At 66.0% G+C, this 20,242-nt stretch carries 18 protein-coding genes; 9 read left to right on the plus strand and 9 right to left on the minus strand.

The annotated features are described in order from the left end of the window. Positions 1-22: 22 nt before the first annotated feature. From pmbA to JN531_RS02075, 3 genes are read right to left on the minus strand one after another with little or no spacing between them, the layout of a single operon-like run. Entirely contained in the window at positions 23-1,354 is a 1,332-nt protein-coding gene (pmbA, locus tag JN531_RS02065) for a metalloprotease PmbA (protein WP_228347197.1), read from the minus strand. A gap of 54 nt (positions 1,355-1,408) precedes the next feature. Beyond that, on the minus strand, positions 1,409-2,752 hold the full coding sequence (mpl, locus tag JN531_RS02070) for a UDP-N-acetylmuramate:L-alanyl-gamma-D-glutamyl-meso-diaminopimelate ligase (RefSeq protein ID WP_228347198.1): 1,344 nt from the start codon (positions 2,750-2,752) through the stop codon (positions 1,409-1,411). Between the two features lies 1 nt (position 2,753). Next, positions 2,754-3,332 (minus strand): hypothetical protein, encoded by a 579-nt coding sequence (locus JN531_RS02075; RefSeq protein WP_228347199.1) that lies wholly within the window; start codon positions 3,330-3,332, stop codon positions 2,754-2,756. A 63-nt stretch (positions 3,333-3,395) separates the two neighbouring features. Here JN531_RS02075 and rnd point away from each other — a divergent pair, with 63 nt between their 5' ends. From rnd to JN531_RS02115, 8 genes are all read left to right on the plus strand, one after another. Further along, a complete protein-coding gene (gene rnd / locus JN531_RS02080) occupies positions 3,396-4,493 on the plus strand; it encodes a ribonuclease D (protein WP_228347200.1) in 1,098 nt (365 codons plus the stop codon). A 28-nt stretch (positions 4,494-4,521) separates the two neighbouring features. Then, complete coding sequence (locus JN531_RS02085) at positions 4,522-5,493, plus strand: MBL fold metallo-hydrolase (RefSeq protein WP_228347201.1); 972 nt, start codon at positions 4,522-4,524, stop codon at positions 5,491-5,493. A 62-nt stretch (positions 5,494-5,555) separates the two neighbouring features. Continuing rightward, positions 5,556-7,286, plus strand: coding sequence for a type IV-A pilus assembly ATPase PilB (gene pilB, locus JN531_RS02090; RefSeq protein WP_366522457.1), 1,731 nt, complete (start codon positions 5,556-5,558; stop codon positions 7,284-7,286). 61 nt (positions 7,287-7,347) lie between these two features. Next, the gene (locus JN531_RS02095; RefSeq protein WP_228347203.1) at positions 7,348-8,565 is read left to right on the plus strand and encodes a type II secretion system F family protein; all 1,218 of its coding nucleotides are present in this window, start codon (positions 7,348-7,350) and stop codon (positions 8,563-8,565) included. After that, the gene (locus JN531_RS02100) at positions 8,565-9,434 is read left to right on the plus strand and encodes a prepilin peptidase (protein WP_275591474.1); all 870 of its coding nucleotides are present in this window, start codon (positions 8,565-8,567) and stop codon (positions 9,432-9,434) included. Before JN531_RS02095 ends, JN531_RS02100 begins: the two co-directional genes overlap by 1 nt. Next, positions 9,431-10,048: a dephospho-CoA kinase gene (gene coaE / locus JN531_RS02105; RefSeq protein WP_228347204.1), complete on the plus strand. Its 618-nt coding sequence runs from the start codon at positions 9,431-9,433 to the stop codon at positions 10,046-10,048. The genes JN531_RS02100 and coaE overlap by 4 nt, the downstream gene beginning before the upstream one ends. A 53-nt stretch (positions 10,049-10,101) precedes the next feature. Next, positions 10,102-10,878: a cell division protein ZapD gene (gene zapD, locus JN531_RS02110; protein WP_228347205.1), complete on the plus strand. Its 777-nt coding sequence runs from the start codon at positions 10,102-10,104 to the stop codon at positions 10,876-10,878. Further along, entirely contained in the window at positions 10,875-11,078 is a 204-nt protein-coding gene (locus JN531_RS02115; protein WP_228347206.1) for a DNA gyrase inhibitor YacG, read from the plus strand. The genes zapD and JN531_RS02115 overlap by 4 nt, the downstream gene beginning before the upstream one ends. 269 nt (positions 11,079-11,347) lie before the next feature. On the opposite strand, the gene JN531_RS02120 is transcribed toward JN531_RS02115, so the two are convergent. The 4 genes from JN531_RS02120 to JN531_RS02135 form a co-directional block, all read right to left on the minus strand. Then, complete coding sequence (locus JN531_RS02120) at positions 11,348-12,316, minus strand: Nudix family hydrolase (RefSeq protein WP_228347207.1); 969 nt, start codon at positions 12,314-12,316, stop codon at positions 11,348-11,350. Beyond that, entirely contained in the window at positions 12,313-13,533 is a 1,221-nt protein-coding gene (gene argJ, locus JN531_RS02125) for a bifunctional glutamate N-acetyltransferase/amino-acid acetyltransferase ArgJ (protein WP_228347208.1), read from the minus strand. The genes JN531_RS02120 and argJ overlap by 4 nt, the downstream gene beginning before the upstream one ends. Before the next feature lie 99 nt (positions 13,534-13,632). Next, positions 13,633-16,416 carry a preprotein translocase subunit SecA gene (gene secA, locus JN531_RS02130; protein WP_228347209.1) on the minus strand — a complete coding sequence of 928 codons (2,784 nt, stop codon included), beginning with the start codon at positions 16,414-16,416 and terminating at the stop codon, positions 13,633-13,635. 150 nt (positions 16,417-16,566) lie between these two features. Beyond that, complete coding sequence (locus tag JN531_RS02135; protein WP_228347210.1) at positions 16,567-17,502, minus strand: M23 family metallopeptidase; 936 nt, start codon at positions 17,500-17,502, stop codon at positions 16,567-16,569. 2 nt (positions 17,503-17,504) lie between these two features. On the opposite strand from JN531_RS02135, the gene JN531_RS17395 reads away from it, so the two are divergent. Beyond that, entirely contained in the window at positions 17,505-17,834 is a 330-nt protein-coding gene (locus JN531_RS17395; RefSeq protein ID WP_366522391.1) for a DciA family protein, read from the plus strand. A gap of 85 nt (positions 17,835-17,919) precedes the next feature. Here JN531_RS17395 and lpxC read toward each other — a convergent pair whose 3' ends face one another. Both lpxC and ftsZ read right to left on the minus strand, forming a co-directional pair. Next, the gene (gene lpxC, locus JN531_RS02140) at positions 17,920-18,840 is read right to left on the minus strand and encodes a UDP-3-O-acyl-N-acetylglucosamine deacetylase (protein ID WP_228347211.1); all 921 of its coding nucleotides are present in this window, start codon (positions 18,838-18,840) and stop codon (positions 17,920-17,922) included. Between the two features lie 121 nt (positions 18,841-18,961). Next, a complete protein-coding gene (gene ftsZ / locus JN531_RS02145; protein ID WP_228347212.1) occupies positions 18,962-20,203 on the minus strand; it encodes a cell division protein FtsZ in 1,242 nt (413 codons plus the stop codon). Positions 20,204-20,242: the final 39 nt, after the last annotated feature.

Raw genomic sequence — 20,242 nt, forward strand, 5'->3', positions numbered from 1 at the left:
CAGCCGCAGCGCCCCTCGGCGCCTAAGTCGCCTGCGCCGCCAGGGTCAGTCCGTCGATCAACACCGACCCGGTGCGGATGCTGGAGTACGGCCGCAGGTCGTCGCCGAGGCCGACGATGTTGCGGAACATGTCGCGCAGGTTGCCCGCCACGGTGAGCTCATCCACCGGGTAGGCCAGCTCGCCGTTCTCGACCCAGAACCCTGCGGCGCCGCGGGAATAGTCCCCGGTCACCCCATTGACGCCATGGCCGAGCAGCTCGGTGACCAGCAGACCGCGCCCCATCTGCTTCAGCAGCGCCTGCTGCGACTGCCGTTCTCCTTCGACCAGCAGGTTGTAGACGCCACCGGCGTTGCCGGTGGAGCTCAGCCCGAGGCGCCGCGCCGCATAGCTGCCCAGCAACCAGCCGCGCAGCACGCCCTGTTCCACCAGCGTGCGGTCGCTGGTGGCCACGCCTTCGCTGTCCCAGGCACTGCTGGCCGCAGCACCGGGCAGGAACGGCCGCTGCAACAGGTCGATCCCGGTCGGGAACACCGGCTGGTCAAGCGCATCCAGCAGGAAACTGGCGCGTCGGTAGAGGGCACCGCCGGAGATCGCGCCGACGAAGGCGCCAAACAGGCCTCGGGCCAGCTCGGGGGTGAACAGCACCGGCGCCTTCTGCGTCTGCAGCCGCCGTGCGCCGAGCCGACGCACGGCGCGACGGCCGGCTTCCGCCCCGACCGCTTCGGCAGCCTCCAGCCGGTCGGGACGCCGGTGGCTGGTGTACCAGTAGTCCCGCTGCATGTCGTCGCCATCGATGGCGACCACTGCGCAATTGAGCCCGTGTGAAGTGCTCTCGCGGGTGCCGAGAAACCCATGACTGTTGGCGTAGACACTGACCGTGCGGTGGGTGGACAAGGCCGCCCCCTCGCTCTGGCGGATGCGCGGGTCGACCGCCATCGCGGCGGCCTCGGTCGCGCGGGCGCTGGCGATGGCATCGACCGGGGCCAGATCCCAGGGATGATCCAGATCGAGGTCAGGGAACACGGTTGCCAGCCGCGCCGCATCGGCCAGCCCGCTGCAGGGGTCCTCGCCGGTGGCGCGGGCGATATCGAGCGCCGCCGATACCGAGGTGCGCAACCCGTCTTCGGAGAGGTCACCGGTACTCGCCGAGCCCTTGCGGTGCCCGATGTAGACCGTCACCGCCATTTCGCGGTCGTGCTGGAACTCCAGGCTCTCGACCGCCTGCTGACGCACCGATACCGAATAGCCACGCGATGTCGCCACCTGGGCTTCGGCGGCAGTGGCGCCACCGGCACGGGCATGGTCGAGCACCAGCTGGGCAGCGCGCGCCAGCATGTCGGGAATCTGGGTCATGAAGTCACATCAGAACGGCACATGGGGCGCAAAGGGTAGCACCGCGACCCCGGACTACGGGGTGGCGAGGCTGGCCAGGAGCTTGTCGTGAATGCTGTCGAAATCGCCGTTGGACATGACCAGAACGCGGTCACCCGGACGCGTGTCGGCCTGCAGGGCCGACACCAATTCGGGCACTGACGCGCCCAGGGTCAGGGGCGGCACCAATCCAACAAGGGTGGCTTGAGCATCCCATTGCAGATCCGGACGTGCCAGCACGTAACAGTGGTCGGCCTCGCGCAGCGCCGCCGCCAGCTGCCGCGCATGGCTGCCGATGCGCATGCTGTTGGAGCGCGGCTCGAGTACCGCCAGCACACGGCCGCTACCCTGTTCCCGCAACGCGGCGATGGTGACCTCGATGGCAGTCGGGTGATGGGCAAAATCATCGTAAACCTGCACACCCGCCACCTCGCCCCGCAGTTCCAACCGCCGGCGGACATTGCGGAACGTCGCCAGACCCTGCCGCAGCGCCGGCAGCTCGACGCCGAGTGCCCGGGCAGCGGCAAAGGCGGCCAGCGTGTTGGCCCGGTTGTGCGGTCCGGGCAAGGGTGAGCTCACCGGCCCCTGGGCGACGCCGTCGATGGCCAGCGAGAAGCCGCCGGGCGCCGCCTCGGCCTGCCAACCGTCAGGAACGTTGAACCGGGTCACCGGGGTCCAGCAGCCTTGGGCCAGGACCCGTGCCAACGCCGGGTCCGCACCGTTGACGATCAGGGCGCCCTGCCCCGGCACGGTCCGCACCAGATGATGGAACTGGCGTTCGATCGCCGCCAGGTCGGGGAAGATGTCGGCGTGATCGAACTCGAGGTTGTTGAGGACGCAGGTCCGCGGACGGTAATGGATGAACTTGCTGCGTTTGTCGAAGAACGCGGTGTCGTACTCGTCGGCCTCGATGACGAAACAGTCGCCACTGCCGAGCCGCGCCGACACGCCGAAGTTGAGCGGGACCCCGCCAACCAGAAAGCCGGGCTGCAACCCGGCCGACTCCAGCAGCCAGGCCAGCAACGCGCTGGTGGTGGTCTTGCCGTGGGTGCCCGCGACCGCCAGTACGTGGCGGCCCTGCAGCACGTTGTCGGCCAGCCACTGCGGGCCGCTGACATAGGGCAGCCCCTGATCAAGCACCCACTCCATGGCCGGATTGCCCCGGCTGACCACGTTGCCCACCACCACCACGTCGGGCGCCGGGTCGAGGTGCGCCGGGTCGTAGCCTGATCGCACGGTGATGCCCAGGGCCTGTAGCTGAGTGGACATCGGCGGCCAGGCATTGGCATCGGAGCCGGTGACCGTGTGACCGGCCTCGCGTGCCAGCGCGGCGATACCCGCCATGAAGGTGCCGCAGATGCCGAGGATGTGCAGATGCATGTCAGCTGCCGACCAGCAGCGAGCCCACCAGGGTGCCGAACACCAGCACGCAGGTCATGGTCACGGCGACGACCGCGAAGGCCCACAGCAGTCCGGCCCCGAAACCGCTGTTGGTGGCATGGCGGAAAATGTGCGCGGAGACCACGAAGTTCCAGACATTCAGCAGATTCATCAGCAACACCGGCCCGCCGGGCAGATCTGGCGCGGCCATCGCGCCGGTCGCCAGTTCGGGGTCGGCCGCCAGCTCCAGCAGGATTGGCGCCACCTGCGCGAACGGGATCGCCATCAGGGCGGTCAACACCGCATTGGCGCAGAGCAGGGTCTGGAAGGTCTGGGTAAAGCGGTCTTCAACCTTGCGCACGCGCAGGATGCCGCGCGTCGCCAGCGCCATGCCGACCACGGTGGCGGTGGCCATGATCAGCGCCAGTGTCGGTGCCAGTGCCAGGGCATAGACGAAGAACACCGGTGTGGCGCCGAGTACGCAGACGGTGCGGGTCCACTGTGGCAAAAACGGGAAGTCCTGCGGTCCAGCGCGGAACAGTAGAACCTTGAGCGTGACGGACAGTGCCTGGGCGAACATCTCGGGGGCCGTGAGAGGGGTCGCGCTATTCTACCCGCCCCTTTCCGAACCCCCCGACACCTGATGACCCCACTCTGGATCGACACGGCGACGCAACTGCAGGCGGCCTGTGCACGATGGTCGGCGCGCCCCTGGATCACCGTCGATACCGAGTTCGTGCGCATCGACACCTACCGCGCGCGACTGTGTCTGGTGCAGGTAGGCGATGGCCACGAGAATGCCTGTATCGACACGCTGGCGATCGATGACCTACAACCGCTGTGGGCGCTGCTGCATAACCCCGCAGTGCTCAAGGTGCTGCATGCCTGCAGCCAGGACTTTGAAATCGTGGTGGAACACACCGGCGCCACCCCGGCACCGGTGTTCGATACCCAGATTGCCGCGACGCTGCTGGGCTTCGGTGACCAGATCGGTTACGCCGGTCTGGTGGAGCGCTGCCTGGGCGTGGTGATCGACAAGCGTCTGTCGCGCACTGACTGGGCGCGACGCCCCCTGACCGGCCCGGAGATTGCTTATGCGGCCGACGATGTTCGCCATCTGGCGACGCTCTACCCGACCCTGCAACAGCAGGTCGCCGACGCTGGCCGTCTCGACTGGCTGGCGGAAGACTGTCAGCGGCTCACCGACGCCAACCGCTACAGTGTCAGGCCGGACGACGCCTGGCAGCGCTTGAAGGGCCTCGGCCGACTGGATGCCGCCAGCCAAAGCCGGGCGGTGGCGCTCGCTGCCTGGCGCGAAACCCAGGCACAGGCCCGCAACCGGCCGCGGAAGTGGATCATCGAGGATGCCGCCATCTATCAACTGGCGGAGCGCGCGCCGGACTCCGCGGCTGCGCTGGCACAGCTGTCGAGCCTGCCGCCGAAGACCCTGGAGCGCCACGGTAGTGCCCTGCTGGCGGTGCTGCAGGAGGCGCCGGCCGCCCGGCAGTGGATGCGCGACGAACTCGCAGGTGACGACAAAGCGCTGTTCAAGCGCCTGCAGGCGCTGGTGCGCGAGGCTGGCGAACGCCTGCAGTTACCACCGGGCTACCTGGCACCACGGCAGGACCTCGAGGCTCTGGTCCGCACCGGGCCTGCGGCCCGCGCAGGCGTGTTGCAAGGCTGGCGGCGGCCGGCCGTGGGCGAAGCGCTGCTGGCGGCACTGCCGCCCACGTCGGATTGACCCTCACCGCATGAACTAGTCTAGGCCCATGAATACCGAAACCCTTCCACCCACCGTCGACCTCGGCGACGGCATCACCTGCATCGACACCCTCCAGGGCCGCGCCGGCATGGCCTGCTGCTACCTGCTGCAGCGCGGTCAGGATCTGGCGTTCATCGAGGCCGGGACCGCACATGGGGTCCCCCGCCTGTTGGCGCTGCTGAGACAGCGCGGACTGTCGCGCGAGCAGGTGCGCTACGTGATTCCCACCCATGTCCACCTCGACCACGCCGGCGGTGCCGGCAGCCTGATGGCGGCCCTGCCGGCGGCACAGCTGGTGGCGCATCCGCGCGGCGCCCGACATCTGATCGATCCGTCGAAACTGATCGCCGGCGCCACCGCGGTCTACGGCGAGGCCTTCGTGCAGGCGCAATATGGCGAAATCCTGCCGATTCCCGCCTCGCGGGTGATCGAAGCGGCCGATGGCCACGAGATCCGGCTCGGCGACGATGTCTTGCGTTTCTTCGACAGCCCGGGCCACGCGCGTCATCATTTCTGCGTCTTCGATCCCCTGAGCCAGGGCTTCTTCACGGGCGACACCTTCGGCCTGAGTTACCGCGAGTTCGATACGGCCCGCGGCCCCTTCCTGATCCCCACCACCACCCCGGTGCAGTTCGAGCCCGAGGCCTGGCATGCCACGCTCGACCGCCTGTTGGCGGCGGAGCCGCGGCAGATGTTCCTCACCCACTATGGCCGTGTCCGCAACGTCAAAGCACTGGCCGCCACCTTGCGGCAGGGCATCGATGACTATGTCCGCATCGCTGGCACGCTGACCACCGCCGCCGACCGCCACACGCAACTGCGTGAGGCCATCACCACCCTGGCGCTGCAGCAGCTGCAGGCCCACGGATGCACCCTCGATACGTCCACCCAACGCGACCTGCTGTCGACTGACATGGAGCTGAATGCCCAGGGGCTGGGCGTCTGGCTTGATCAGACCAACGGCCGGTCGGGCGCTTGACGGCCGCAAAGCCCCGACCCACTATCGATCATCCGTTCAGGCAATAAGGGACCACCTTGGCCATCAGCACGCAGACCCCGGCATCCGGCTTCCTCGGTGGGTTGGCACGGCGCCTCGCCGCCGACCAGCTGTTGACCGAGCAGCAGGCCCGCGACCTGCAGCAGAAGGCCCTCAAGGAGCAACGCCCCTTCGCCACCATGGTGGTGGAGAGCAAGCTGGTGAGCGCCGCTGCGCTGGCGGAGTCCGCCAGCCTCGAGTTCGGCGTGCCGCTGATGGACCTGTCGGCGGTGGAAATGGACCGCGCGCTGATTCAACAGCTCAGCGAAAAAATTCTTCGCAAGGCGCACGCCCTGCCCATCTACTCACGTGGCAAAAAGATGTTCATCGCGGTCTCCGACCCGATGAACGTCCAGGCCCTGGATGACATCAAGTTCGCTACCGGGCATGCCACCGAGGCGGTGCTGGTGGAAGAGGACAAGCTGGCACGGGCACTGGAACAGGCGCTGACGGTGCTGCAGCAGGCTGACATGTCGGTGGCCGACGGCGACCTCGAGAACCTCGAGATTTCCGACGAGGACGAGCATGCTGGCAGCGGCAACGATGTCTCCCGCGATGGCGCCGATGACGCGCCGATCGTGCGCTTCGTCAACAAGGTGATGGTCGACGCCATCAACCAGGGCGCGTCCGATATCCACTTCGAGCCCTACGAGAAGTTCTATCGCATCCGCTACCGCAAGGACGGCGAGCTCAAGACCATCGCCCAGCCGCCGGTCAGCCAGGGGCACCGTCTGGCCGCCCGCATCAAGGTGATGAGCCGCATGGACCTCGCCGAACGGCGGGTGCCGCAGGACGGCCGCATCAAGCTCAACCTGTCGAAGACCAAGGCAATCGACTTTCGTGTCTCGACCTGCCCGACGCTGTTCGGCGAAAAGATCTGCGCCCGTATCCTTGATCCCTCGTCGGCCCAGCTCGGAATCGATGCTCTGGGCTACGAACAGGAACAGAAGGAAGCCTACCTGCGGTCGCTGCAGCAGCCCCAGGGGATGATTCTGGTGACCGGGCCGACCGGCTCGGGGAAGACGGTGTCGCTCTACACCGGCCTCAATATCCTCAACACCGACGACATCAACATCTCGACCGCCGAAGACCCGGCGGAAATCAACCTGCCGGGCGTCAATCAGGTCAACGTCAATCCGAAACAGGGGCTGACCTTCGCCGCGGCCCTGAAGGCCTTTCTGCGACAGGACCCTGACGTCATCATGGTGGGGGAAATTCGCGACCTGGAAACCGCCGAGATCGCCATCAAGGCGGCGCAGACCGGTCACCTGGTGTTGTCGACCCTGCACACCAATGACGCGCCGCAAACCATCGTCCGCCTGATGAACATGGGGGTGCCGGCCTACAACCTGGCATCGACACTGTCGCTGATCATCGCCCAGCGGCTGGCACGACGCCTGTGCAAACACTGCAAGCGCCCGGCCAATATCCCGCGCCCGGAGCTGCTGAAACAGGGCTTCACCGAGGCCCAGATCGACAGCCCGGATTTCGCCCCGCATGAGGCGGTTGGCTGCGACCAGTGCGACAACGGCTACAAGGGCCGGACCGGGATCTACCAGGTGATGCCGTTTTCCGACGCCATGGGCCGCATCATCATGGAAGGCGGCAACGCCCGCGACATCACCGAGCAGGCCAAGACCGAAGGGATCATGGATCTGCGCCAGTCGGCCCTGAAAAAGGTCCGTGACGGCCAGATCGACCTGATTCAGGCCAATGCCTGCACCGTCGGCGACTGACGGACTCGCGCCGCCGGACTACACTCCGACCTGAACCCTCACGCGCACCAAGACAAGCACCATGGCGACTGCCGCAGTCAAGGAGTATCCCTTCAAGTGGGAAGGGGTCGACAAGAAGGGCAACCGGATCAAGGGCCAGTCGATCGGCCCCAATGCCGACCACATCAAACTCTATCTGCGCAAACAGGGGATCAACCCGATCGCCGTGCGCAAGGCCTCGACCCTGTTTTCCAAGGGCAAGGGGACCATCGAATCGATCGATATCGCTGTGTTCAGTCGGCAGATGTCGACCATGCTGTCGTCCGGCGTACCGCTGGTGCAGGCGCTGGAGATCATCGGCCGTGGCCACGACAAGCCGGCCATGGGCGAGATGATCATGGGCATCAAGACCCATATCGAGGGTGGCTCTTCGTTCTCCGAAGCGCTCGGCAAGTACCCGCTGTACTTCGACGATCTGTTCGTCAATCTGGTGGATGCCGGTGAACGGTCGGGCGCGCTGGAAACCCTGCTCGACAAGATCGCCACCTACAAGGAAAAGACCGAAGCACTGAAAAAGAAGGTGAAGAAGGCGCTGACCTACCCGATCGCGGTACTGGTGGTGGCCTTCATCGTCACCGGCATCCTGCTTTACTTCGTTGTGCCGCAGTTCCAGGACCTCTTCCAGGGCTTTGGCGCCGACCTGCCGGCCTTCACCCAGATGGTGATCAACCTGTCGAAATGGATGCAGGCTAACGGCATCCAGATGGTCTTTGTCATCGGCGCATCGATTGCCGGCTTCATCGCCCTGAAGAAACGTTCGGAGAAGTTCCGCCGCATTCTCGACCGGGTATCGCTGAAGATTCCCATCGTTGGCGACATTCTCCACAAGTCGGCCGTGGCGCGGTTTGCCCGCACGCTGTCGACCATGTTCGCCGCCGGGGTGCCGCTGGTGGAAGCGATGGATTCGGTGGCCAAGGCCGCTGGCAACATCGTTTACACCGAAGCCATCCACACCATGCGGGACCAGGTGGCCACCGGCCAACAGCTGCAGCTGACCATGGAGCAGTCGGGCATGTTCCCCAACATGGCGACACAGATGGTCGCGATCGGCGAGGAATCGGGCTCGCTCGACGCCATGTGCGCCAAGGTGGCGGACTTCTATGAAGCCGAGGTGGACAACCTGGTCGACAACCTGACGGCGCTGATGGAGCCCTTCATCATGTCGGTGCTCGGCGTCCTGGTCGGCGGCCTGGTGGTGGCCATGTACCTGCCGATCTTCAAGATGGGTCAGGCGATCTAGTGTCGCCACTGGTCGAGCTGCTGGCCGGCAACCTCGGCCTGCTGATCACATTGACGCTGGTGCTCGGCCTGCTGGTCGGCAGCTTTCTCAATGTGGTCGCCCTGCGGTTGCCGGCGATGATGGAGCGAGACTGGCGAATCGAGGCCCGTCAGATTCTGGAACTACCCGCCGAGGCCGAGCCACCGCTGTCGCTCACCCAACCGCCGTCGACCTGCCCGCAGTGCCGCCAGCGTATCCGCCCCTGGCACAACATTCCGGTGATCGGCTGGCTATGGTTGCGGGGACGCTGTGCCGATTGCGCCGCGCCCATCTCACCGCAATACCCGCTGGTGGAGCTGGCCTGCGGGCTGCTGTCGGCCGCCTGTGCCTGGCGCTTCGGCTGGGGCCCCGAACTGGCGGCGGCGCTGGTGTTGACCTGGAGCCTGCTGGTGCTGGCCGTCATTGACGCCCGCACCACCCTGCTGCCGGACAGCATCACCCTGCCGCTGCTGTGGGCCGGTCTGCTGTTGGCACTGGTGCCGCTGCAGGCCTCGCTGTCGTCGGCGGTCATCGGCGCGGCGGCCGGCTACCTCAGCCTGTGGTCGGTGTACTGGGCGTTCAAACTGCTGACCGGCAAGGAAGGCATGGGTTACGGCGACTTCAAGCTGTTCGCCGCCCTCGGTGCCTGGCTGGGGTGGCAGCAACTGCTGCTGATCATCCTGCTGTCGTCGGTGGTCGGGGCGGTGGTGGGCATCGGCCTGATCCTCGCCCGCAATCGTGGCCGCGATCTCCAGATTCCGTTTGGTCCCTATCTCGCCGCAGCGGGCTGGATCGCCCTGGTGGCGGGGGACACCATCACCGCCGCCTATCTGCGTAGCGCCGGCCTGTGAGTGCGCTGACGCTGGGACTGACGGGCGGCATCGCCAGTGGCAAGTCGCTGGTGGAAGGCCTGCTGCGGGATCGCGGCGTGCCGGTACTGGATGCCGACCAGGTCTCCCGTGATGTGGTGAAGCCGGGAGAGCCGGCGCTTGCCAGCATCGCCGCGACGTTCGGCCCCGACATGCTGCAGGCCGACGGCAGCCTCGACCGCCGCCGCATGCGCGAGCACGTGTTCGCCAATCCCGAGGCCCGACGCCAGCTTGAGGCGCTGCTGCACCCGCTGATCGGGGCTCGCCTGCGGCAGTGGCGCGATGACCAGACCGCGCCCTACTGCGTACTGTCGGTGGCCATCCTGCTCGAAAGCCCGATGCGCCATCTGATCGACCGCATTGTCGTGGTGGATATCCCCGAGGCACTGCAGGTCGCCCGACTGGTCGTCCGGGACGGGATTGATGCCACCCTGGCCGGTCAGATGCTCGCCGCCCAGGCCCAACGCGAAACCCGGCTGGCAGCCGCTGACGACGTCATCGACAATAGCGGTAGCCGCGACGACACCGCCCGACAGATCGATGCCCTGCATCCGCACTGGCTGGCCATCGCGCAGCAACGCGCAGCCGCGGTTTGAAATGAACTGCGACACACTTCACAATCGGCGCGCATTCTCATTATCGGGTTCGAGTGGCCGTTGCCGAAATCCCCGTCGTCTTTGAACAACCGCTGACGGAGCGCGTGCGGGTTTTCCTGCGCCTGGAATTCCTGTTCGGGCAGTACCGCCACCATCGCCGTGATGCCTCCGAGTACGGCACCCGCGCCACCCTGCATGTGCTGCTGGATATTCTGTCGGTGCTGTCGCGCTCTGACCTGAAGAACGACATTCTCAAGGAACTGAGCGAGCAACATGCCGCGCTGACCCGTCTGGCCCAGCGTCCCGGTATCGATCCCGACTCACTGAAATCGGTCCTCGACGAACTCACCGCTGCGGTGAACGGCATGCAGCAACTGGCCACCCAGTTCGCCGGCAACCTGATGCGGGAGAACGATTTTCTCATCACCGTCGCCAATCGCTACGGCATGCCGGGCGGCACCTGCGGGTTCGATCTGCCCACCCTGCACTACTGGCTGTCACAGTCCCGCGCCGGGCTCGAACGGGACCTCGACGCCTGGTCGGCCGACATGCGACCGTTCGAGCAGGCCATCCTGCTGTACCTGCGACTGCTGCGCCAGAGCCGGGAACCGGAAGCGGTGGTCGCCCAGCGCGGCATGCATATTCACAATCCGCCGGGTGTCTGCCATCTGCTACGGGTCCATGTCCCGCGCTCGGTGTCGGCTTACCCGGAAATCAGCGCCAGCCGGCACCGGTTCAGCATCCGCTTCATGAGTGCGCGTGACATCAATGCGCGCAGCCAGCAGTTGATGGTGGATATCCCCTTCGACATGCAGTGCTGCGTGCTGTGAGCGCCACCCCCACCCGCATCGGACGCTGCCCCCAGTGCAGCAAGGCCAGCCGCCTCGACGACCAGAATCGCTGGCGGCCGTTCTGCAGCGAACGCTGCAAGATGGTCGATCTCGGCGAATGGTTTGCCGAACGTCACGTGGTGCCCGGCGAGCCGATCGATCCCATGGCACCGCAGGGGGAGCCTGAGCGTTGGGAGTGAAGGGTGAGGGGTGAACCCCACCGTTTTTGCGAGCACTGCTCGCAGGTGGAGTTCACGACACGGCATGGATGCCGAGGCCGGAGTGGATTAGCGAAGTGACGGGTCGCCAGGATGGCCTGCGCTGAGGTGTATTGGCGGGACCATCCGAGGTCCAGTAGCCGCACTGCCAACCAGACGAGATCGCCGCGTGGCTACGCCACTCGCGATGACAGGGTCTGCGTGCAGAGTGCTGAGAAGGGCGGTCGCTGTTACTCGGCACTGCTGCGCGGTCAGTGAGACCGCGGCCAGTAGGTCCGAATCCCGGCGATGCCCTGGGCGCCGGCGAGGCGGGCAGCGGCGTGATCGCGTTCTGCATCGAGACCGCCGATGGCGTAGGCCGGCCGGCCGGCAGCGCGGGCCAGCGCGGTGAACCCTTTCCAGCCCAGGGCAGCGACACCGGGATGCGATGGGGTGGAGGCGACATGGCCGATCACCACCGCATCTGCACCCAGCCCGGCCGCGATCAGCAGCTCGGCTTCGTTGTGCGCCGAGACCAGCAACCAGCGTCCACCGGCGGCGGCACGATCCGGCAACGTCGCCGCCGCACGGGCGCTCAGATGCAGGCTGGCCCCCGGACAGTCCGGCAGCACTTCAGGGCGGTCCACCACCGGCTGCAGACCGGCATCCTGCATGCGTGCCACCCAGGCCGGCGCGCTGGCGGCATAGGTGCCGGCGTCCCAATCCGGCTGCCGTAGCCGGACCAGACTGCCGGCCGGCATGCGGGGTAGCGGCAGGGAGACAAGCGCCCGCGGCATCTCCAGCGGCGGGGTCCAGGCGTAATGGATCGGCAGCCGAAGCGCATTGAGGATGGGGGCCACGGTGGGGAGTTGCGGCTGAAGGTCGAGCAGGGCATCCACCGGGCGCCAGGCCAGGGTCTGCCCTTCCCGTCCTCTGGGGCTGCCCGCCGCCACCCGGCAGCGGAAGGTCTGCAGCCGCACGCGGCGATCGCGATAGCCGTGCATGAAGTCGATCAGTGGCTCAATGTCGGTGATCTCGACATCCAGCTCCTCCCGCAGCTCACGCCGCAGGGCGGCCTCCGCGCCCTCAGCCGGTTCGATCTTGCCGCCGGGAAACTCCCAATAACCGGCCGCGATCTTGCCGGTCGGACGCTGGGCCATCAGCACCGCGCCAGCGTCATCGACCAGTACGCCACAGGCAACCTGAATCAGCGGCAGCGCGGGGTCGCCCGCGACCGTCACGTTCGGTACTCGGCGTTGATCTTCACGTAGTCGTAGGAGAAATCGCAGGTCCAGCAGCGCAGCGATGCGCTGCCCCGCCCAAGCGCGATGCGGATGGTGTAGGCGTTGCGCGCCAGTACCGCCGCCCCCAGCGCCTCGACATAGTCGGGGTGCGGCTGCCCGCCCACCAACAGCGGGACATCATCGAGCGCGATATCGATCCGCGCCGGGTCCAGCCCAGGCACGCCGGACTTCCCGATCGCCATCACCAGCCGGCCCCAGTTGGCATCGCCGGCAAACAGCGCGGTCTTGACCAGTGGCGAATTCGCCACTGCCATGGCGACCTGCCGTGCCTCGGCGCGGTCGATGGCATCGGTCACCTCGACCGTGACGAAGCGCGTGGCCCCCTCACCGTCACGGGCGATTGCCTGGGCCAGGGTTTCACAAACCGACAGCATCGCCTCGGCAACGGCGTGGTAATCGGGGTCTTCGGCGTGCAGCGGCGCACCGCCCGCCTGGCCGGTGGCACAGACGATGAAACTGTCGTTGGTGGAGGTATCACCGTCGATGGTGACGCAATTGAAGCTGCGGTCGGCCAGCTCCTGCGTCAACGCCTGCAGCGCGGTGGCATCAAAGGCGGCATCGGTGGCGACAAACGCCAAGAGCGTCGCCATATTGGGGTAGATCATTCCGACACCCTTGGCAATCCCGGTGACGGTGACCGGGCCCCGACCGGTGGTGATCTGCCGAGACACGCCCTTGGCGACGGTATCGGTGGTCATGATGGCTTCGGCCGCCAGGTTCCAGCCATCCGGTTGCGCCCGTGCCAAGGCCTCCGGGATGGCCGCCTGCATCCGCGCCACCGGCAGCCGTACGCCGATTACGCCAGTGGAAAACGGCAGCACCCGGTCCGATCCGGCTGCCAGCGCTGTGGCCACCGCGGCCGTGGTCGCCTCGGCATCGGCAAGGCCGGCGTCGCCGGTGGCAGCGTTGGCATTGCCACTGTTGACCAGCAGCGCACGGATATCAGAGCGGACGGCCAGACGCGCACGGCACAGCTGCACCGGCGCCGCAGCAAAGGCATTGCGGGTGAAAACCCCGGCCACCCGGCTGCCTTCTGCCAGCTCGATCACCAACAGGTCCTGACGCCCCGCCTTCTTGATTGCGGCCGAAGCGGTGCCGAGGCGTACGCCCGGCACCGGCAACAGGGGTTCAGGGGGAGATAGATCGACCGCCATGCCGCACCTCGCGAAACCGGACAGGCCGCGAAGCTTAGGGAAAAGTGGCGCGGGGCGAAAGCCAGCGACACCTGGCCGTCGCCGCGCCTGCAACGAGGTTCAGTTCAGGGCGCCGTGGCAGTGCTTGTACTTCTTGCCACTGCCACAGGGGCAGGCGTCATTCCGGCCGACCTTGGGATAGTCGCGGACCACCGTTGCCGGTCGCGGCGGCGGCGGTGCCGCAGCGCCCAGGGTTCGCGCGCCGGCGCCCGCTGTGGGCCGCGCGGTCGACGCGGCCGGATCGTCCACACCGGCGGCGGTCGAGACCCCGTCTGCCTCGGCGTGCTGCATCTGCATTCGCCCTTCGAGTGCGGCGGCGGCTTCGCGGCGTCGGGCTTCCACCGCCTCAACCTCGGCTTCGGTCTGAATCCGCACCCGCGCCAGCGTCGCCGTCACATCATGTTTGAAGCGCGCCAGCATGTCGTTGAACATGATGAAGGCTTCGCGCTTGTATTCCTGCTTGGGGTCCTTCTGCGCATAGCCGCGCAGATGAATGCCCATGCGCAGGTAGTCCATCGCCGCCAGATGTTCGCGCCACAGCTGGTCGAGCACCTGCAGCATGATCGCCTTCTCGAAGTGTTCCAGCACGGCCGCGCCAACCTGGGCCTTCTTGTCGCTGTAGGCCGTGGAGACGGTTTCGAGCAGCCGCTTGCGCAGCGCGGACTCGCTCAGCTTGTCTTCCTCGTCGAGCCAGCGCTGCACCGGCAACTCGAGCCCGAATTCCTTCTGCAGCGCGGCTTCCAACGCCGGGACGTTCCACATCGATTCGACCGACTGCGGCGGAATATGCGCATCGACCAAGCCATTGATCACATCCGGACGGATGGCATCGACCATGTCGGTGACCCGCTCCGATGCCATCAATTGGTCGCGAAGCTCATAAATGGCCTTGCGCTGATCGTTGGCCACGTTGTCGTATTCCAGCAGGTTCTTGCGGATATCGAAATTGTGGCTTTCAACCTTGCGCTGTGCCGTCTCGATGGCGCGCGTGACCCAGCGGTGTTCGATCGCCTCGCCTTCCTCGAGGCCGAGGTTCTGCAACATCGACCGCATCCGCGGCGGCGTGAAGATGCGCATCAGGGTGTCGTCGAGCGACAGGTAAAAGCGGGTGGCGCCGGGGTCGCCCTGACGACCGGAGCGGCCACGCAGCTGGTTGTCGATACGGCGGCTCTCGTGACGCTCGGACCCGATCACCTTGAGACCGCCGGCGGCCAGCACCGCATCGTGACGCTGCTGCCAGGTCACGCGTACCTGCTCGCGACCGGCAATATCGTCTTCGGGCAAGCCTTCCAACTCGGCTTCCAGTGACCCGCCCAGCACGATGTCGGTCCCGCGTCCGGCCATGTTGGTCGCAATGGTGACAGCGCCGCTGCGGCCTGCCTGGGCGATGATCTCGGCTTCACGCTCGTGCTGCTTGGCGTTGAGAACCTCATGCGGGATGTTGCGCTGCTTGAGCAACCCCGACAGCAGCTCGGAGGTCTCGATGCTCGCCGTCCCCACCAAGACCGGCTGCCCCTTGGCGTTCGCCTCGACGATGTCCTTGATCACCGCGTTGAACTTGTCCTGGGCGTTGAGGAACACCTGGTCACCACCGTCGATCCGCTGCATCGGCCGGTTGGTGGGAATCACCACCACCTCGAGACCGTAGATGCTCTGGAACTCGAAGGCCTCGGTGTCGGCGGTACCGGTCATGCCGGCGAGCTTGCCGTAGAGGCGGAAGTAGTTCTGGAAGGTTATGCTCGCCAGCGTCTGGTTTTCCTGCTGGATATTGACGCCTTCCTTGGCCTCCACCGCCTGATGCAGACCGTCGGACCAGCGGCGGCCGGACATCATGCGCCCGGTGAACTCGTCAATGATCACCACCTGCCCGCCGCGGACGATGTACTCGACATCGCGCCGGTACAGGTGATGGGCCCGCAACAGGGCATTGATGTGGTGGACCAGAATGATGTTGGCCGGGTCATAGAGGGTCTCGTCCTCGCTGAGCAGACCATTGGCACGCAGCAGGTCTTCGACGTGCTCCATGCCGGTCTCGGACAGGTGAACCTGCTTGCCCTTTTCGTCAGCCCAGAAGTCGCCCTCGCCCTCTTCCTCCTGCTGTCGCTTCAGCTGCGGAATGATGGCATTCAGCTTTTTCCACAGCGTCGGATCGTCGTCCGTGGGGCCACTGATGATCAGCGGTGTCCGCGCTTCGTCGATGAGGATGGAGTCCACTTCGTCGACGATGGCGAAATGCTGGCCACGCTGCACCTTGTCCTTGATCGCGAAGGCCATGTTGTCGCGCAGGTAGTCGAAGCCGAACTCGTTGTTGGTTCCGTAGGTGATGTCGGCCGCGTATGCGGCCCGCTTCTCGTCGCCGGACTGACCGGAAACAACCACGCCCACGGTGAGCCCGAGAAAGCGGTAGAGCCGACCCATCCACTCCGAATCGCGACGGGCCAGATAGTCATTGACGGTGACGACGTGAACACCCTTGCCTTCGAGGGCATTGAGATAGACCGGCAGCGTTGCCACCAGGGTCTTGCCTTCACCGGTCTTCATCTCGGCGATCTTGCCCTGATGAAGTACCGAGCCGCCGATCAACTGGACATCGAAGTGGCGCATCCCCAATACGCGGGCACCGGCCTCGCGCACGGTGGCGAAGGCCTCGGCCTGAATGCGGTCGAGCGACTCACCCTTCTGCAGGCGCTCCCGCAGCTTGACGGTCTGCCCGGCGAGGGCTTCATCCGACAATGCCGCGACGGCGGCTTCGTGGCGGGCGGCCTCGTCGACGATACGGGCCAGGCGCTTGATGAGACGTTTGTTCCGGCTCCCGAAAACTCGGGCCAGCAGATTATTGAACATGGGTCACGGATTGGCGATGGATCGGCGCGATGCCCGGAGGCCGGCCGTAGAGAGCACTAGTATGCCCCAAGCCTCCAGCCGCCCGACGACGATGGGGGTGTCGGCGGTCAATTCAAGCACGCGAAGTTCGCCGCGGGAGTCGCCCACGCGTCAGCGCGCGGCCTGGATGTACTTTTGCGGATTGACCACCCGGCCGTTGTAGAGCACCTCGAAATGCAGGTGTGGTCCGGTCGAGCGCCCCGAATTGCCCACTTGGGCAAGTCGCTGGCCCTTGTAGACACGATCACCGGTCTTCACCAGGTTGGTCTTGTTGTGGCTGTAGCGGGTCACGTACCCATTGCCATGGTTGATCTCGACGATCTTGCCGTAGCCACTGCGGGTACCGGAGTGGGAGACGATGCCGGCACCCACCGAGTAGATGTCACTGCCTTCGCGGGCGGCGAAGTCCATGCCTTCATGCATGGCGCGGCGTCCTGTGAAGGGGTCGGTGCGAACCCCGAACAGCGACGAGATCCATCCGGCTTCCACCGGCCATCCGGACGGCCGCAGTTCCTGTTGCAGCCGACTGGCCAGCAGCAGATCCTCCAGCACCCGCAGCTGACGCTCCCGATCACTCAGCTGCCGCTCGAAGGTGTCGAGCGACTCGAACACATCGGCGTAGGTCGGCGTCTCGGTGCTCTGGGTGGCCCCCTCGGGCCCCCCGAGGGCAGGCGCGGAAGCAAAATCAAATTCGCCTTCGTCAAGCCCGGCAACTTCGGTCAGGCGGGCCCCTGCCGCTTCCAGTCGCATCATGTGCGCCTGCATGCGCGCCAGCCGGCGGGCCAGCGCCCGCGCATCCTCGGCGGCGTTGCCGCGGGTCTGCTCCAGCGCGGCCCGTTGTTCGGCGACCTGCCCGGCCCAGGCGGTGACCAGGTTGCTCGGTAGCGTCGACGGCCCGCTATCGGCCATCCAGTAGCCGACCATGCCTGCTGCGGACAGCAGTCCCGTCATCAGCATCCCAAGCGGCAACCACAGCCAGAGACTGCGCCACTGCAGTGAAAAGCGCCGCGTCTGACCCTGACGGCTGCTGACGACGATAATATCCATCAATGACCTCTTCTCAGCCCGACCCTCTGCCCATTCGCCATTGGCTGAATGACCGGCCGGGACCGCTGCGCCAGCTCTTGAGCCGCGCTTCGTTGTTGGCAACCGCCACTCGGCAGTTGCATGCGGAAATCCCTTCCCCCTGGGCCCACCACCTGCGAATCGTTAACCTGCGTGGAACCACGCTGGTGATCTATTCCCAGTCGGCCGCTGCCCTGATCCCCCTGCGCGCCCACCAGCGACAGGTGCTCGACGTGGTCGGCCACTGCCTCGGATGTCGCCCCAGCCGAATCGATGCAAAAGTCAGACCGATTCAGGGGAAGGCCGGAGTGTAGGCCGCCCAATTTCGTTCACGCAAGCGCGTGGGGGCGGAAATATTGCCCTCCGCCGATCAAATTGCCCTGTTTCGGTGCGCGCCGCTCAGGCCGCGGCCAAACTCCCGCGCCCGTAGGTGATCGGCGCCGGTGCGCTTGCACTACTGTAGGTCACGACCTCCCAGGCCGCGCGATCTTCGAGTACGGCGCGCACCAGCTTGTTGTTGAGCGCGTGCCCGGATTTGTAGGCACTGTAAGCGCCGATCACGCTGTGGCCGAGCAGATACAGGTCGCCTACGGCATCCAGGATCTTGTGGCGGACGAACTCGTCCTCGTATCGCAAACCATCCTGATTGACCACGCGGAAGTCGTCGAGCGCGACCACGTTGTCGAGGCTGGCCCCGAGGCCGAGATTGTTGGCACGCAGCGCGTCGAGCTCTCGCATGAACCCGAAGGTGCGGGCCCGCGCCACTTCCTTGATGTAGGTCGTGGTGGAGAAATCGAGCGTCACCTGCTGGCCGCTACGCCGCAGCGCCGGATGGGCAAATTCGATGGCGAACGACAACCGATAGCCGTCGTGCGGCTCGAACCGGGCCCACTTGTCACCATCAGCGACCTGCACCGGTTGACGGATCCGCAGGAACCGCTTCGGCGCCTCCTGCTCATGAATGCCGGCCGACTGAATCAGAAACACGAAAGGCGCGGCGCTGCCATCCATAATCGGCACCTCGGGCGACGACAGCTCGACGATGCAGTTATCCACGCCGAGGCCGGCGAGAGCCGACATCAGGTGCTCGATGGTCGCCACCCGGGTGCCCTGGTCGTCAACCAGGGTGCTGCACATGGTCGCCTCACGCAGCCAATCGGCACGGCTCGGCAGCTCGACCACCGGGTCAAGGTCAGTGCGACGAAACACGATGCCGGTATCCGGACCCGCCGGCAGCAATGACATGAACACCTTGCGGCCGGAATGCAGCCCGATGCCGGACGCGCGGATTGCCTGACGGAGCGTACGTTGTTGTGCCATTAACCCGGGTAGACCCTCAGCGGTGAAGACAATGCCCGGACGGTAATCCGGCCCGGGCATCGGCAAATTGTATCACCGGCCATGAACCGGGCATGAACTCCGGCGGCCCGTGCCGCCGGGCTCAGTCGGCCTGGTTTCGCAGGAACGCCGGGATGTTGATGATGTCCTCGTCGAGCCCGATCGGGAACGAGGAACCGCCGCCACCTGCGGCCACCCGCGCGCCCTGGCGGATGTAGGTCGGCACCTCGACGTTCTGCGGACGCTGCGGCTGGGTCTGCGGCTGCTGAGCGTGCTGCGTCTCAACCGGCTTGAGAAACGGCGCGACCTTGGGGTTGCCCGCCACATTGAGCGGCTGCTGTGCAGGCTGCGGCATCGCACCCCGCTGCGGTGCCAGGCCGGTGGCCACCACCGTCACCCACAGTTCGCCGTTGGCGTTGGGGTTGAAGGCCATGCCGCACTTGGCATCCGCCTCATCGGCCGCCAGCTCGTTGACCCGCTGGTTGATGTATTCCCACTCTTCCATCTCCAGCGACTCGTCGCAGGTGACGTTGACCAGCAGGCCGCGGGCACCGGACAGCTCGATGTCATCAAGCAGCGGGCTCGACAGCGCCATCTCCACCGCCTTCTGCGCACGGCCTTCGCCACTGGCGCGACCAATCCCCATCATCGCCATGCCGCGGTTGCTCATGACCGTCTTGACGTCGGCGAAGTCGACGTTGATGTGGCCCGGACGGGTGATCAGCTCGGAGATGCCGGCCACCGCGTTCTGCAGCACGTCATTGGCGGCCTTGAAACAGTTGAGCACGGTGATCTTCGACCCCAACACCAGCGACAGCTTCTCATTCGGAATCAGCACCAGTGAATCGACCCGGTCCCGCAGTTCGTCGATGCCGCGCAGCGCGACGTTCATGCGCTTCTTGTTCTCGTGCGCGAACGGCTTGGTCACCACGGCGACCGTCAGGATGCCGAGCTCCTTGGCCACTTCGGCAATCACCGGCGCCGCACCGGTGCCGGTACCGCCGCCCATGCCGGCGGTGACGAACAACAGGTCACTACCTTCGAGCATCTCGCGGATACGGTCGCGATCTTCCTCGGCAGCGGCTCGCCCCACCTCGGGGTCGGAACCGGCTCCGAGACCACGGGTCAACTCGATGCCGAGCTGCAGCTGACTGGTTGGCACGCACTTTTCAAGGTGGTCCCGGTCGGTGTTTGCACAGATGAATTCGACGCCGTCGATTCCAGCTTGCGCCATCTGGTTGACGGTATTGCATCCGCCGCCGCCAACGCCGATGACGCGAATCATCGCCTTGCGTGGCTGGCCGTCGAGAAGCTCGAAGATTTCGCGTGACTGCCCGGTGCTCATTGTTTGCTCTCCTGCGCCTGAGGCGCTGCTGGTGATGTC

This window comes from Flagellatimonas centrodinii, from assembly GCF_016918765.2.
GTDB lineage: Bacteria > Pseudomonadota > Gammaproteobacteria > Nevskiales > Nevskiaceae > Polycyclovorans > Polycyclovorans centrodinii.

What these genes read in the sequence shown, in the direction of transcription:
- pmbA (WP_228347197.1), bottom strand. Translation starts at nt 1,354, where the DNA reads ATGACCCAGATTCCCGACATGCTGGCGCGCGCTGCCCAGCTGGTGCTC.
- mpl (WP_228347198.1), bottom strand. Translation starts at nt 2,752, where the DNA reads ATGCATCTGCACATCCTCGGCATCTGCGGCACCTTCATGGCGGGTATC.
- JN531_RS02075 (WP_228347199.1), bottom strand. Translation starts at nt 3,332, where the DNA reads ATGTTCGCCCAGGCACTGTCCGTCACGCTCAAGGTTCTACTGTTCCGC.
- rnd (WP_228347200.1), top strand. Translation starts at nt 3,396, where the DNA reads ATGACCCCACTCTGGATCGACACGGCGACGCAACTGCAGGCGGCCTGT.
- JN531_RS02085 (WP_228347201.1), top strand. Translation starts at nt 4,522, where the DNA reads ATGAATACCGAAACCCTTCCACCCACCGTCGACCTCGGCGACGGCATC.
- JN531_RS02095 (WP_228347203.1), top strand. Translation starts at nt 7,348, where the DNA reads ATGGCGACTGCCGCAGTCAAGGAGTATCCCTTCAAGTGGGAAGGGGTC.
- argJ (WP_228347208.1), bottom strand. Translation starts at nt 13,533, where the DNA reads ATGGCGGTCGATCTATCTCCCCCTGAACCCCTGTTGCCGGTGCCGGGC.
- secA (WP_228347209.1), bottom strand. Translation starts at nt 16,416, where the DNA reads ATGTTCAATAATCTGCTGGCCCGAGTTTTCGGGAGCCGGAACAAACGT.
- JN531_RS02135 (WP_228347210.1), bottom strand. Translation starts at nt 17,502, where the DNA reads ATGGATATTATCGTCGTCAGCAGCCGTCAGGGTCAGACGCGGCGCTTT.
- JN531_RS17395 (WP_366522391.1), top strand. Translation starts at nt 17,505, where the DNA reads ATGACCTCTTCTCAGCCCGACCCTCTGCCCATTCGCCATTGGCTGAAT.
- lpxC (WP_228347211.1), bottom strand. Translation starts at nt 18,840, where the DNA reads ATGGCACAACAACGTACGCTCCGTCAGGCAATCCGCGCGTCCGGCATC.
- ftsZ (WP_228347212.1), bottom strand. Translation starts at nt 20,203, where the DNA reads ATGAGCACCGGGCAGTCACGCGAAATCTTCGAGCTTCTCGACGGCCAG.